This is a genomic window from Mariniflexile gromovii (assembly GCF_017814435.1).
Lineage (GTDB): Bacteria > Bacteroidota > Bacteroidia > Flavobacteriales > Flavobacteriaceae > Mariniflexile > Mariniflexile gromovii.
On record NZ_JAGJCB010000017.1, the window covers coordinates 37,875 to 53,019 of the forward strand.

Sequence of the window (15,145 nt, forward strand, 5' to 3'; positions counted from 1 at the left end):
TTTCTCTCACAAAAAAAATATTTAAAGCTTAAAGAAATATTAATATCATTTTTAGTAATGTATTGTTGTAGTCAGTAAATAAAATATTGGTTTTACTGTGCGATATCTAATTTTTTAAATATTAAATCCCCAAATGCTATGAGAAAAATTACCTATGTGTATTTAGTTGTTGCTAAATTTTGTGCTCGAACAAAGCCTGTACTTATAAGTATGGTGCTTTTGTTTATTCTTTTTACTTATACCAATGTTTTCGCTACTTGGAGTGATAATGTTTACGGAAAGATGAGTAGTTACTTTCTTCCCGTAACAGTGCCTTGTAATACAGACTTACCGGTACCTATTACAAATTTAAATTATACAGATTTAGTAGCTACCTCCAATACTACAGGTTTGTGTTTACCAATTGTATGTGGGATTCAAGGTGTCTCTAATCTAGTAGATGCAAACGAAACAAATTTTGCGTCGGCGATTACGGCATTGGGAGTGGGAGTAACTCATACATTCAGGGTTACTGATAATACCTTAAGTGAATATTATAATTCAGGAAATTATGCTGGGTTTTTAATAGAAAACAGTTCAGTGGTTCAAGCCGATTTATTAAGCGCCATAGTGGTTAGAACTTTTTTGGATGGCGTAGAACAAGAGTCTAACACAAGTACGTCGTTAGCTGTTGTAAATAGTACTTTGTTGGCTTCAGGTAAATATTATGTTGGGTTTCATACCACCAAAGATTTCGATGCCATTGAAATATCAATTTCAAGTTTAGTTGGTATTGCATCTACTACTAGAATATATCATGCAGTTACAAGTAGTCTTTGTACTGGCCCAACTTTAGAGTGTAATACGCCTACCATGTTAGCAAAACCAAATTTCCCTGCACGTATTGTAGAGGAACATACAGGAATGGGCGGTTTGTTAACTTTAGGAAGTGTCGCAAATGCCATTGAAGCTATCGATTCCGACAGTAATACATATGCTAGTATTAATTTGAATGTTGGAATAGCAGGTTCTGGAAGTTTAGCCATTAAGGATGAATTTACAGACTATGTAGCCAATACCTACGTGGGTTTTGATATTGAAAATGCGTCTGTTTTAAATTTAGATTTATTAAATGGCATTACACTTAGAACTTACTTAGATGGTACTTTACAAGAAAGTAAAACGGGTAGTTCGGAATTATTATCAGTTGATAGTGGTTTGCTATTTACAGGAACGGAGCGTTCTCAAGTTGGTTTTGTAACAACATTGCCTTTTGATGAAGTTCAAATAAGCATCCAACAAACAGTTTCACTCGATTTAGGAAGTACACGAGTTTATGGTTTGGTATTAGAAGCTTTTTGTGAAGGCTCTCTGGAATGTAGTACGGCAACGCTGTTAAGCAATCCTTCACAACCCGTAATAATCAACAACAGCCGTACAGGAGTAGATGGTTTGGTTTGTGTAGGATGCGAAGTAGATAATGCCACCAATGTAATTAGTGAAAGTAACACAGATTTTGCATCCATAAATGTGGTGGCAGGTGTAGCTAATACTGCTTCTGTTTCTGTTGAAAATGTATTAGGGTCTTTCCCGGCCGGAAGCAATGCAGGATTTGTTATTAGAGATACCAATGATTTATTGGAAGTAGATTTATTAAACTCATTAACGGTAACTACCTATTTAAACGGTGCTGTTCAGGAATTTAAAACAGCAGCTAATTTATTAGCTTTAGAAGCCTTAGGTTTAATTAGTATTACTCCAACATCATCGGATGGTTTTTATTTAATAGGATTTCCAACCACTTTAGAATATGATGAAGTAAGATTAACAGTTGCATCATTAGTAGGTGTAATAAACTCAATAGAAGTATATGGTAGTTATGTGGATGCTTCCATAAAAATTGAAGGAACAGTTATTAACGAAACAGCTGTTAGTGCTTCAGATGGAAGTTTATCGGTAGCAGCATCAGGAGGAATACCTCCATATTCGTATTTATGGAGTCCTGGAGGACAAACATCAAGTTCAATTAATAGTTTATCACCCGGAACTTATTCTGTAACGGTAACAGATTCTAAAGGATGTAATGCTACTGCGGAATTCATAATTTATACAGATGGCGTTCAATATCCGGTACCCTGTAATACGGATGCACCAGTAGCCATTACAGCTGCAGGATTTACAGATTTATCTATAAATGAAAGTACTACAGGAGTTTGTGTTGTTGGCTGTGGTATTCAAAATGAAGACAACATCATTGACGCCAACCCAAATAACTATGCAACTGTAGCCACATTAGTAGGTTTAGGAATTACCCATACATTAACTGTAACGGATGGAACTTCGGGAGAGTTTTTTACAGCTGGAGGTTACGCAGGGTTTTTAGTAGAAAACAATTCAGTTGTTCAAGCAGATTTATTAAACGCTATAGTAGTTAGAACCTATCTAGATGGTGTGCTACAGGAAGTGAGCGGTAGTGGAACTTTAGTAGCTATCAATAGTGCTCTATTAGGAACAGACCAATATTATGTAGGGTTTTATACAACAATGGATTATGATGCTATTGAGATTTCTATTTCAAGTTTAGCAGGTGTTTTATCTACAACCAATATTTACCATGCAGTTACCAATAGTTTTTGTGCAGGACCAGATTTAGCGTGTAATACGGCAACCCAAATTACAAAATCAGATTTTCCAGTTCGAATTGTTGAAGAGCACACAGGTACTGGAGGTTTATTGGGTGTTGGAAGTGTTGCTAATGCTAATAACGCTATTGACTCTAATGAGAATAATTATGCCTCCATTAATTTACTTGCGGGCGTAGCAGCAAATGCATCCCTTGCTATAAAAGATGAATTGGCTGAATATCCAGCAAATACATTCGCAGGGTTTGATATAGAAAACAGCACAATTTTAAACACTGAATTGTTTGATGCTATAACCATTTCAACTTATTTAGATGGTGTTTTTGTAGAGTCTAAAACAGGAACAACCGAATTGTTACCGGTAAATTCTGGACTATTATTAACAGGAAGCGAATCGGTACGCGTAGGTTTTGTATCTACAGCACCTTTTGATGAAGTCCAAATTACCTTATCGCAATTGGTATCATTAAATTTAGGAAGCACTCGGGTTTATGGCATGGTATTGCAATCTTTCTGTGAAGGAATTATTAATTGTGATGCATCATATGTACCAAGTAATCCAGATGATTCTGTTATCATCAATAACTCACGCACGGGTGTGGACGGTTTAGCATGTGTAGCTTGTGAAGTAGATGATTCACAAAATGTAATAACGGAAAATAATACAGATTACGCCATGATGAATGTGGTGGCAGGTGTAGCAGGAACTGCATCTATTTCAGTAAAAGATGTACTTGTAGATTATCCTGCGGCTACTTTTGCTGGATTCGTAATAAGGGACACAAACAATTTATTGCAAGTCGATTTATTAAATTCATTAACCATAACAACTTATTTAGATGATGTTCAACAAGAACAACAAACATCAGGAAGCTTATTGGCTTTAGATGCTTTAGGTTTAATTAGCATCACACCAACATCTACAACTGGTTTTTATGTAGTTGGTTTTGATACATCAATGGCTTTTGATGAAGTAAGAATTACGGTAGCATCACTTTTAGGTGTGTTAAATTCGATAGAAGTTTATGGCGAATATATTGATGCCCGAAATAGTGGCTTTTGTCAAACTGCCGACATCGCTTTAATAAAAACAGCGGTAGTTAACGACGAAGATGCGAATGGCTGTAGCGATGCGGGCGAAACCATTACCTATACTTTTACAGTAAGTAATGAAGGGAATACTAGCATTACCAATGTGGTGATAACCGACCCGATGTTAACAGGAGCCATAGCATTGACATCTGGTGATACCGATTCGGACAATCAATTGGACGTTAACGAAACTTGGGTTTATACGTCAAATTACACCATTACCCAAGATAATATCGATGCTGGATTGGTTAGCAATCAAGCCACCGTTACTGGCACAAGTACAGGAGGAATGGCTGTAAGTGACTTATCGGATGATAACAGTGTTTTAGAAGACGATGCCACCAAAACCACATTATGCAGAACCCAAGCCATAGCCATTATAAAACAAGCTTCATTAAATGATGAAAATAGTAATGGTTGTAGTGAAGATGGAGAAACTATATCTTTCATTTTTACCGTATCTAATCAAGGAAATACCAGTCTAAGTACGGTTACTGTTACAGATCCGTTATTAACCGATCCTATAGTTTATAATTCTGGAGATACGGATGCTGATGGAAAATTAGATGTTGATGAATTATGGATTTTCTCTGGAACTTATAATATAACACAACCAAATGTAGATGCTGGAATAGTTGTTAATCAAGCTACTGCGGAGGCAATTTCACCTTCAGGCATAACAGTCACAGATTTATCGGATGATAATAGTGTGTTGGAAGACGACATACTAACGGTTTCCTTATGTCAAGCACCGGCAATAGCTGTTATAAATATAGGTGTTTTTAATGATGAAAACTCAAATGGATGTAGCGATGTAGGAGAAACAATAACCTATACTATAACAGTTACAAACCAAGGCAACACTGGGTTGTTAAATGTATCAGTTACAGACGCCTTATTGGGTGGAAGTTTAACATTAAGCTCCGGAGATTTGGATTCTAACAATATATTGAGTCTGGGAGAAATGTGGAGATATTCAGGGAATTACACCATAACCCAAGCCGATATAAATACTGGTTTTGTAACTAACCAAGCAACGGCAGAAGGTACTTCTTTGTTAGGTGTTATAGTTTCAGATGTATCAGATGAAAGTAGCATTTTGGAAAACGATGCAACACAAACTACTTTATGCCAATCTTCTGAAATTGCTTTAATAAAAACAGCTTCATTTAACGATCTTGATAATGATGGTTGTAGCAATGTTGGTGAGACTATTACTTATTCATTCGAAGTAACTAATCAAGGCAATTTAAGTATAGCTAGTGTTATTTTAACCGATGCATTTTTAGGAGGAACTATTGCATTGGCATCTGGTGATACCGATTCGGACAATGAATTAGATATCACCGAAACTTGGATGTATACAGCAAACTATACCATTACCCAAGCAAATATTGATGCAGGATTAGTAAGCAATCAAGCAACAGTTACGGGTATAGGCACAAGTGGTGTGAATGTAAGTGATTTGTCAGATAATGACAGTGTTTTAGAAAATGATGCTACCCAAACCATTTTATGTCGATCTGCAAATATCGCTTTAGTAAAAACAGGGGTGTTTAACGACGAAAATACTGATGGATGTAGCAATGTGGGCGAAACCATTACCTATACATTTAATGTTACCAATACAGGTAATAGTAGTATTGCCAATGTGGTGTTGACAGATACCATGCTGGGAGGTGCCATAGCATTGGCATCAGGTGATATTGATTCTGATAATCAACTGGATGTTACTGAAACATGGGTTTATACATCAAATTATGCCATCACACAAACTGATATTGATTTAGGAGTGGTAAGCAACCAAGCTGTTGTAGCAGGTGTAGGTACTAATGGTGTAAATGTAAGTGATCTATCCGATGACAATAGTGCATTGGAAGATGATATAACCGAAACAACCTTATGTATTCCAAACGCTATTTCTCTTGAAAAAGTAGGAGTGTTTAATGATGAAAATATGGATGGTTCAGTTCAAGTAGGCGAAACCATTACTTATTCGTTCACCATTTATAATACAGGCGAAACCATACTTTACAACATCACTTTACAAGACGATCTTCCGGGAGTGGTAATAAATGGTGGCTCCATTTTACAACTGCTACCAGGAGATGTGGATAGTACCACTTTCACAGCTACCTATACCATAACGGCACAAGATATTAGTAATGGTATGGTTACCAATCAAGCGGTTGTAGTTGCTGAAGATATATTAGGAAATCCGGTTACTGATACTTCAGACGACCCAACTAATTTAGATGATATAGACATTAATAATGATGGAGAACCCGATGATTCAACAGTAACAATTTTGCTATTGGTAACAAATCCAGACTTTGAAATTTTCAACGCCATGTCTCCTGACCAAGATGGATTAAATGATTTCTTTAGAATTGAAGGCATTGAAAAATATCCAGATAATAATCTTAAAATATATAATAGATGGGGTGTTTTAGTATATGAAACCGATGCTTATGGCATAAATGGTAAAGTGTTTAGAGGAATGTCTAACGGACGTGTAACAGTTGCTAAAAATGAGGCGCTACCTACAGGAACTTATTTTTACATATTAACACGCCTCGTTATCAATCAAGACCCATTGGTTGATAAAGGATATTTGTACATAAAAAGAAACTAAAAAACTCAAATCTCATGAAACATTATTTATTATTTCTATTAGTTTTTGTTAGTGTTAATTTAAGTTTTTCACAGCAAGATCCACAATATACCCAATACATGTATAATACCCAAGTTGTAAACTCAGGTTATATAGGCTCTAAAGACGCACTTGGTTTAGGGCTGTTGTACAGAACACAATGGGCAGGCTTTGACGGAGCCCCAAATACAGGAACATTTACGTTTAATTCACCTTTGGGCGAACTTAAAAGAAATGCCATTGGGTTTTCCATTGTAAACGATAGAATTGGTCCAGCTAACGAGACTAATTTTGTAATTGATTATGCTTATTCCATACTAGTATCAAATACTTCAAAAATATCATTTGGTGTAAAAGGAGGGCTCAATTTTTTTAATATAGATTACAATAAATTGAATATGTACGATGAATCCGATTGGCAATTTGATGATGGTGTTTATAAAAAATTACAACCTCAAGTTGGGGTAGGTATGTATTATAATACAGACAGAATGTACTTGGGGTTGTCCGTTCCAAATTTCTTAAGATCTGAACATTATAATTCAGGGAATGTTGATAATAGTAATGAGGATGCTATTGCCATAGAACGTTTACATTACTTTTTCATTGCAGGATATGTGTTTGATTTAAGCGAAAACGTAAAATTTAAACCGGCAACCATGTTGAAATGGGTTAGTGGTTCGCCACTACAAGCCGATGTATCTGCCAACTTTTTGTTTAATGATAAGTTCACGCTTGGTGCAGCCTACAGGTGGGACGCAGCTGTTAGCGCCTTGGCAGGATTTCAAATCAACAACCAATTCTTTATCGGTATGGGCTATGATTTCCAAACTTCAGACATAGAGAAATATAGTAATGGCTCATACGAACTGATTTTACGATTCGATGTGTTCAATAAAACCGAACGCATACTAACCCCAAGATTTTTCTAAACTTAAAAACCATGAAAAAAAATACATTTATAATATTATGCCTTTTGAGTTTTGGTGTTAACCTGATAATCTCAGCACAAGTAGCTAAACTGGAAAAAGCAAACTTAAAATATGATAAGTACGATTATATAGATGCCCGTAAAATCTATTTAAAAGTAGTAGACAATGGTTACCGTTCTGCTGAAATTTATAGAAAATTAGGCGATACGTATTATTTTAACAGTGAATATTCCGGTGCTGCAAAATGGTACTACAATCTTACAAAGGAATTTCCAGATGAAGCGCAACCAACCGATTATTTCAGAGCTGCAAAATGCCTAAAAACCATGGGGCAAATTGAAGAATATGAAAGGTTGATGGGAATTTATAAATCTAAAGGAGGAAAAGCAATTGGCGTTAACTCTTATAAAAATGTAGCCAACCCGTTGTTCAAAAAGCGGGTTCAAGATAAATCCTTCGAAATTGAAAAAATAGCTGTCAATACAAATTATTCAGATTTTGGTCCATCATTTTATGGCAACAGTATCGTTTTTGCCTCTAGCAGTAATTCCATGAATTCTATCGTGAATAAGTCTGCAGACCTATCAGGTTGGGACAATCAACCTTTTTTAGATTTGTATGAAGCAACTCCCGATGAGGAATTAAATTTAACAAATGCAGAACCTTTAATGGGCGATATCAATTCCCCTTACCATGAATCTACAGCTGTTTTTACCAAAGATGGAAACACCATGTATTTCACCAGAAACAATTACTTAAACGGAAAAAAAGGTAGAGATAAAAACCATGTAGTAAAGCTTAAAATATACAAAGCAACTAAAAACGGTAATACTTGGGGCAATGTAAAGGAGCTTCCTTTTAATAGCGATGGGTATTCTGTGGGGCATCCAGCGTTAAGCCCTAAGGAAGATAAACTTTATTTTGCATCCGATATGCCCGGTACTTTAGGAATGTCTGATATTTGGTATGTAAAAATATTGGGAGAAGATATTTATACCGAACCTGTAAATATGGGAGAAGTTATAAATACGCCGTCAAGAGAAACATTTCCATTTGTAAGTGCAGAAAATAACTTGTATTTCTCAAGCGATGGTCATACAGGCATAGGTGGTTTGGATGTTTTTGCTGTTACATTATTTGAAGAAGAAAAGGGACATGGTGAAATATCAACATTTGGTGACCCAATAAATAGTGAGAAGGATGATTTTAGTTTTATTATAAAAGAAGGAAGGATAGGCTACCTTGCTTCCAATAGAGATGGAAACGAAGGAAGTAAAAGTGACGATATTTACCAAATTTGGGAACGTTGCGAAATTACCATTCAAGGGCCCGTTACCGAAGAGGGAACAGGAAATTTAATTCCTAACGCCGAAGTAACTCTTATAGATAGTAATAACAATATCATAAAAACAATAACAGTGGGAGATGATGCTGTTTTTGCTTTTGCGTTAAATTGTAGCGAGCAATATCTAATAAGAGCTAAAAAAGAAGGATACAACCCAAATGAACAAGTCATAGAAACGCCAAAGAATCCAAAAACTATTGAGATGCCTATTACTTTGAACATACCTATGAGCTTAAAAATTTCCGATCCTTGTCCGCCTAACGATTTAGGATGTAGATTGACGCTTCAGCCTATTTATTTTGATTATGATAAATCGGATATTCGTCCAGATGCTGAAATTGAATTGGCAAAAATTCTAACAGCCTTAGAAGAATATCCAACCTTGAAAATCCATATAGAATCGCATACAGATTCCAGAGGAAAAGATTCATATAATTCAAAATTATCTGAAAGAAGGGCGAAATCTACGCTACAATGGTTATTTGATAAGGGTGTTAGTAAAAATAGATTAACAGCGAAAGGCTATGGAGAAACTCAATTGATTAACAAGTGTTCAAATGGGGTAGAGTGTACAGAGGAAGCACATCAACTTAACCGTCGGTCTATGTTTATTATTCAGGAATAGTTTAAATTAATAACGGTTTAATTTTATAATACCTTGTCTGAATTAGCAGGCAAGGTATTATACTTTATAAAAAAGAACTTTTCTGCTACTTAAAACCACAGTCTATTTTGTAATTTTGTTTTCTATGGAAGAAGAAAAAGTAATTCTTGTTAACGAAAACGACGAACAAATAGGCACCATGCCAAAAATGGAAGCACATGAAAAAGCATTGTTACATCGGGCTTTCTCGGTATTTGTTTTTAATGATAAAAAGGAGTTGATGCTCCAGCAACGTGCGGCACATAAATACCATTCACCACTTTTGTGGACCAATACTTGTTGTAGTCACCAACGTGTTGGTGAAACCAATATACAAGCAGGAAAGCGACGTTTAATGGAAGAAATGGGCTTTGTTGTAGATTTAGAAGATTCCATTTCATTTATCTACAAAGCGCCATTTGATAATGGCTTAACCGAGCATGAATACGACCATGTTTTGTTGGGAACCTATAACGGTGAACCCAATATCAATCCAGATGAGGTTGCTAGCTGGAAGTGGATGCCGCTGGAAGCTGTTAAAAATGATATTTTAAAACACCCAGAACTTTACACCGAATGGTTTAAAATAATTTTTGATAAATTCTACTCACATATAAATATTGCAAAATGAAGGTAACCGTAAGTAGAAAGGCGCATTTTAACGCAGCACACCGCTTGTACAGAAAAGATTGGGAACATGAAAAGAACGACGAAATTTTCGGAAAATGTAATAACCCAAATTTTCATGGGCATAATTACGAGCTCATTGTAAGCGTTACTGGTGAAATTGATAAAGAAACAGGCTATGTTATTGATATGAAAGTTTTAAAAGACATCATTAAAGATGAAGTTGAAGATGCTTTCGATCATAAAAATTTGAATGTTGAAGTACCAGAATTTCAAGATTTAAACCCTACAGCTGAAAATATTGCAGTAGTAATTTACAACAAAATAAAGCCCAAGCTAGATGTTAAATTAAGCTTAGAAATCACGCTTTATGAAACCCCTCGTAATTTCGTTTCATATTCAGGAAATTAAAGACATCATTTTATAAAAAAGAAATTCCCAAGAGTTTAACTTGGGAATTTTATTTAGCAAGCAGTCCTGTTTGCGCTTTCGTACGTTTTCTCTAAGGGAAAATCGAACAGTGCACTACAAATCCGTTCTTGGTGGTTTGTATTGGATTTTGCTTTTGTAACGGTTATATTTACCCAATAGCCATCTTTATCTTGTTTTACTAATTGAGCTTGAATGGTAAGTTTATCGTTTACAAATGCGTTTTTGTACATTTTAAATTTGAAATCTCCAATGTTAGGAATGTCTTGTAAATAAAATTCTTTTACAGGGTAACTGGCAACCGTTTTTATTTTATCGTAAAGTACATGAGGCAATAAAAAACCGTTTGCATTACTTATTTCTTTTGTTACTAAAAATGGGGTGTTTATATGATGTGCTTTCATAAGATTGTTTTTTTATGGGTATAATAATAAAGGTGTTAAGTGGTGTGTATGGTACGTGCTATACATAACATTTGTACATACAACGGCATTTAATAAAAGTTGAAATTTCTGGGTAATCGATTTTAGTGTTTTCATAATTTTTAATGATTTAATTGATTTAAAATAAAAAAGGTGCCTTTAAAAAAAGCACCTTTATAGTTATAGATAAAATTGTATTATTTAACGTTTATTCAAGATGCATATAAGCTTTGGTTTTAAGCATAAAAAGGGTAGCCGATTTATCCTGTTGATAGACACGGTTACAAATTTGGCTATATGACATCTTTATTGCATTCATTGCAAACCAAATGTAGTAATTTTTTTTATAAATTAGTGTTCTTTTATGAGAATTTTGTATAATATTAATGTAATTTTGCATCAAAATTAAATATTGAATTATGGCAAATGTTAGAAACCTAAAAAAAGACATTAATTATGTTTTAGGTGATATTATAGAAGCAGCTTATGTTTGGGAATTAACGAACGCAAGCAAAGACACAAAAAAGAGTGAAGCAGTTATTGATGAAGCTATCGTTACTTTTGATGAATTAATTTCTAAAGTGAATGCTAAGAATGTTGAGAACCCAAAAGCTCATTTTAAGGCTATTAGCGCAGAGTTGGAAACTAAGGGAAATGCGTTAATTGAAAAAATTAATAAATTATCATAAAATTTTTACTGGAGTGCTTGCAAATTTAATTTTTGCGTTTATATTTGCACCCGTAAAAACGCCGATGTAGCTCAGCTGGCTAGAGCAGCTGATTTGTAATCAGCAGGTCGTGGGTTCGAGTCCCTCCATCGGCTCTTAATTTAAGCCTCTCCATTTGGAGAGGCTTTTTTATTTAAATTATTTGGGCCCACCTTCAATATTAGCTTTTATATAAGCCAAAAAAAGACCTTTCATTTTCTGAAAGGTCTTTTTTCTTTTTATATCGTGTTTTATTATTTCTCCGATTGTTTTATTTCATCAATAAACCCTTGTAATTCCTTCCCGTATTTTGAGGCCTTCACTTTAGGTGTTAAAGAATTGTTTATAGTATCTAGATATTTAACTTGAGCGTTATAAATTTCTGTGAGTGCTAGGTAAGGGGCTACTTCACTGTCTTTATGGTTTAAAGCAAAATTAACGGTGAATAAATAACGACGTTTTAAATTACTATCCGATTTTTTTTGAATGTCCTTGGATTTAGAAGTATCGCCTTTTTTTAATGCTTCAAATTTTTCTTTGATCAAATCTAAATCTTGTTCATTAAATCGGGATCTCATCAATTTATATTCTTCAAATATTTTTTGTTGTTCAGAGCCATTAATTTTTGCACCAAACCCAAAACTTTTAACAAAGGTTTTTATTTCTGTAATTCCCTTATCAGCAAAAAATTCAATTTTATCTTTCTCAGAACTGTTTTTATCTAAAAATAGATAGAAAACTTCGGGCGATTCTAAAGTTGATGCGTGTAATGTAATATCCGATTGCCCAGTTACTGAAACTGTATCGATAGTAATAAGGTTATTGTTTTTTATTTTCTTTAAATAAATAACACCTTTTTTTAAACCATCTACTTGTACTTTTACTGTTAAATCGTTTTGTTCCTTGCTGCAAGCAATAATTAACAACGATAGGAAAATGTATGCTACTTTTTTCATTAATTGATTTTATTTTTTAGAAGGCAAATATCTTATAATTATATTTTAAAAGCTAACAGCTAGTTGCTAATTTCTGAGATTCCTAGTTTATGTGTTTTTATTGAAATTTATTTTTTATTTTATAATTGAATTTTGCTTTTTGGCACAGAAATTGTTATTTGAATAACAATTATAATTCATACGTGGTTTATTGAGTGGTTACTTTAAACTTTGAATAGTAATTCATATTTTAGTTGGTTAGTTAGTAAAAAGGCATCCCCAAAAAGGATGCTTTTTTTATTTAAAATCATTTTTTAAATATGTATTTCATCGGTGAAATGCAATATTTCATCCTTAAATGTTAAAATTATATGTATTTTATCGATTTATAATGTATTTAATCGTTGATATTCATTTTTAATTATATCTTTGAAGAGTACTAAATAACATACTTTTTAGTTCAATGGATTAATTAATTAATATTTGCATTATGTAGTTGAAATAGAGACCCTAAATCTACTTCATAATAAAAAAAGCAAATGAGAGAAAACCGAGTTTGAGGGAACTCGGTTTTTTTATGCTTTATATTTTCCTAAGTTTTTTACTTTTATAAGTCGAAATAAGAATAAGCCCAATACATAAGTAAAAACTGCAAAGGAATTCTTGAAATAAGTACCCATTTTGGTAATCCTGCTGAAGCTTTTTTGCTGGAAAGCATGTAAAAGTGTACCAACAAAAAGACTAAAAGCATTATTATGATAAAAACAATGGCTATGTTTTTTACCGCAGGGATACATACCATAATCCCCAAAAATACTTCTGCAACACCACTTAAATACACCAATAATTTATGTTTGGGTATATAATAAGGCATAATGCGTGTATAAAGTTTTGGTTTTATAAAGTGATTGATTCCTGCCACAATATAAAGTGCAGCCATTGCGTATAAATGCCAAGGATATTCCATATTAAAATTTAATTTTTTCTAAATTAGCATAATTAGAATTGGATATGAAATATTATATAACGTTTTTATTTGCATTTTTTTGTTTTGGAATGTTCGCGCAATTGCCACAGGGTTTTGTATATGTAAAAACTATCATTCCAGATTTAAAGGTAGATTTAAAGTACAATACTGAAAACAATTTTGTTGGTAAGCGTGTAGATGGTTACCAATCGAATAAACTCATATTAACCAAAGAATCTGCTTTGGCTTTGAAAAAAGTACAAAAAGCATTGCTGGATAAAAATTTATGTTTAAAAGTGTATGATGGTTACAGGCCACAACGCGCTGTAAACCATTTTATGGCTTGGGCAAAAGATTTGAATGATACCATTAACAAGGCAAATTATTATCCTGATGTTGATAAATTGAATTTGTTTGCTGAAGATTATATTGCTAAAAGATCGGGACATAGCAAAGGCAGTACCGTAGATGTTACAATCATTGATGGCAATACCGGAGAACCGTTGGATATGGGCAGTGCCTATGATTTTTTTGGGAAAGCATCTTGGACCGATTATAATAACATTACCGATACCCAAAAGGCTAATAGAAAACTATTGTTGGAAGTAATGACCAAACATGGTTTTGTGAATTTCTATAAAGAATGGTGGCACTATACATTAAAAAACGAACCATTCCCGAATACTTATTTCGATTTTCCAGTAAAATAAAAAACCTGCCTTTTAATTAGCAGGTTTTGGTTTTTTATGAAGAGGTGGTTTCTCTAGTTTCCAATTCTTTTCGCATTTGCTTGATGGTCAATGTACTTCCATCATGGCTCCATCCCGGTGGCCCAAAGGCATACATGAATTTGTGATATAAATTCGGACTCTTTTTCATATCACTCCAAATGTCTTTATATTCATGGGTTAAAATCACCAACGGATTATAAGAATTTGGTGGTTTTGTAACACCATATTCAATATCTATACCCTCATCAAGTTCTTTCCAGGTACCAAATATCTTATCAAACATATTTAAAAAGCCACCATGATTCTTATCCATATACTCTAAATTTTTAGCATGGTGTACTTGGTGCATGGTGTGTGTATTGAAAACTTTTTCAATAATCCCCATTTTGGGAACGTAAGTGGAATGTAACTGAAATTGCCAAAGTGCCTCAATACCTAAACAGACAATCACCATTTCCGGTGGAAAACCAATGGCGGGTATCCACATATAAAAAAACGGTTTATATAATATAGTAAACCAACCGTTTCTAACAGCGGTTCCTAAGTTGAAATTATCGGAAGAATGGTGCACAATATGGGCTGCCCATAAAAAACGCACCATGTGGTTTTGCCTATGAAACCAATAATAACTGAAATCGTCTAAAAATTGGCAAGCAATCCAAACATACCAAGCATATCCAAACGATTCGTACCCTAAAATATTGGTGCGAACGCCATCTATTAAGGGGTTGCATACTTCGTAAATATAATTGAAAATAATAATGGCAGAAATAGTTTTAACCAAAGGTGCTAAAATTACCGAGCCTATGCCCATAGTTAAACTAGAGCCTAAATCTTTCCACTTATAAAGGTCTTTGTGGTCGTGGGTTTTGCTGTAAGTAAGTTCTAATAAAATAAGACCTAGAAAACAGGGGATACCATACACTAACGGATTCGTAAAATTCATTTATTAATAAATTTTAGAAGCGTTGGAAGGGATAATAGAATTTTGATAATGTATTTATTTTTGGTGAAGATACTTATTAAATAACGGAATTCCGA

The 15,145-nt window shown here is 33.9% G+C and carries 11 protein-coding genes and 1 tRNA gene; 8 read left to right on the top strand and 4 right to left on the bottom strand.

Annotated elements, in window-relative coordinates:
• The first annotated feature begins 138 nt into the window (after positions 1–138).
• From J8H85_RS14895 to J8H85_RS14915, 5 genes are all read left to right on the top strand, one after another.
• The gene (locus J8H85_RS14895) at positions 139–6,348 is read left to right on the top strand and encodes a DUF7507 domain-containing protein (RefSeq protein WP_209656006.1); all 6,210 of its coding nucleotides are present in this window, start codon (positions 139–141) and stop codon (positions 6,346–6,348) included.
• A gap of 14 nt (positions 6,349–6,362) precedes the next feature.
• A complete protein-coding gene (locus J8H85_RS14900; protein WP_209656007.1) occupies positions 6,363–7,298 on the top strand; it encodes a PorP/SprF family type IX secretion system membrane protein in 936 nt (311 codons plus the stop codon).
• Between the two features lie 11 nt (positions 7,299–7,309).
• A complete protein-coding gene (locus J8H85_RS14905; RefSeq protein ID WP_209656008.1) occupies positions 7,310–9,268 on the top strand; it encodes an OmpA family protein in 1,959 nt (652 codons plus the stop codon).
• Between the two features lie 124 nt (positions 9,269–9,392).
• Positions 9,393–9,917: an isopentenyl-diphosphate Delta-isomerase gene (idi, locus tag J8H85_RS14910; protein ID WP_209656009.1), complete on the top strand. Its 525-nt coding sequence runs from the start codon at positions 9,393–9,395 to the stop codon at positions 9,915–9,917.
• A complete protein-coding gene (locus tag J8H85_RS14915; RefSeq protein WP_209656010.1) occupies positions 9,914–10,324 on the top strand; it encodes a 6-pyruvoyl trahydropterin synthase family protein in 411 nt (136 codons plus the stop codon). Before idi ends, J8H85_RS14915 begins: the two co-directional genes overlap by 4 nt.
• Before the next feature lie 53 nt (positions 10,325–10,377).
• Here the strand turns inward: J8H85_RS14915 and J8H85_RS14920 are convergent, their stop codons facing one another.
• Positions 10,378–10,746: a hypothetical protein gene (locus tag J8H85_RS14920; protein WP_209656011.1), complete on the bottom strand. Its 369-nt coding sequence runs from the start codon at positions 10,744–10,746 to the stop codon at positions 10,378–10,380.
• A 437-nt stretch (positions 10,747–11,183) separates the two neighbouring features.
• Here J8H85_RS14920 and J8H85_RS14925 point away from each other — a divergent pair, with 437 nt between their 5' ends.
• Complete coding sequence (locus tag J8H85_RS14925; protein WP_209656012.1) at positions 11,184–11,453, top strand: hypothetical protein; 270 nt, start codon at positions 11,184–11,186, stop codon at positions 11,451–11,453.
• Between the two features lie 60 nt (positions 11,454–11,513).
• Positions 11,514–11,587 (top strand) — tRNA-Thr (locus J8H85_RS14930).
• A gap of 138 nt (positions 11,588–11,725) precedes the next feature.
• On the opposite strand, the gene J8H85_RS14935 is transcribed toward J8H85_RS14930, so the two are convergent.
• Together J8H85_RS14935 and J8H85_RS14940 are read right to left on the bottom strand one after the other, a co-directional pair.
• Positions 11,726–12,427, bottom strand: a complete 702-nt coding sequence (locus J8H85_RS14935) for a DUF4369 domain-containing protein (RefSeq protein ID WP_209656013.1) — start codon at positions 12,425–12,427, stop codon at positions 11,726–11,728.
• A gap of 586 nt (positions 12,428–13,013) precedes the next feature.
• Entirely contained in the window at positions 13,014–13,373 is a 360-nt protein-coding gene (locus J8H85_RS14940) for a DoxX family protein (RefSeq protein ID WP_209656014.1), read from the bottom strand.
• 44 nt (positions 13,374–13,417) lie between these two features.
• On the opposite strand from J8H85_RS14940, the gene J8H85_RS14945 reads away from it, so the two are divergent.
• Positions 13,418–14,083 (top strand): M15 family metallopeptidase, encoded by a 666-nt coding sequence (locus J8H85_RS14945; RefSeq protein WP_209656015.1) that lies wholly within the window; start codon positions 13,418–13,420, stop codon positions 14,081–14,083.
• A 34-nt stretch (positions 14,084–14,117) separates the two neighbouring features.
• Here the strand turns inward: J8H85_RS14945 and J8H85_RS14950 are convergent, their stop codons facing one another.
• The gene (locus J8H85_RS14950) at positions 14,118–15,050 is read right to left on the bottom strand and encodes a sterol desaturase family protein (protein WP_209656016.1); all 933 of its coding nucleotides are present in this window, start codon (positions 15,048–15,050) and stop codon (positions 14,118–14,120) included.
• Positions 15,051–15,145: the final 95 nt, after the last annotated feature.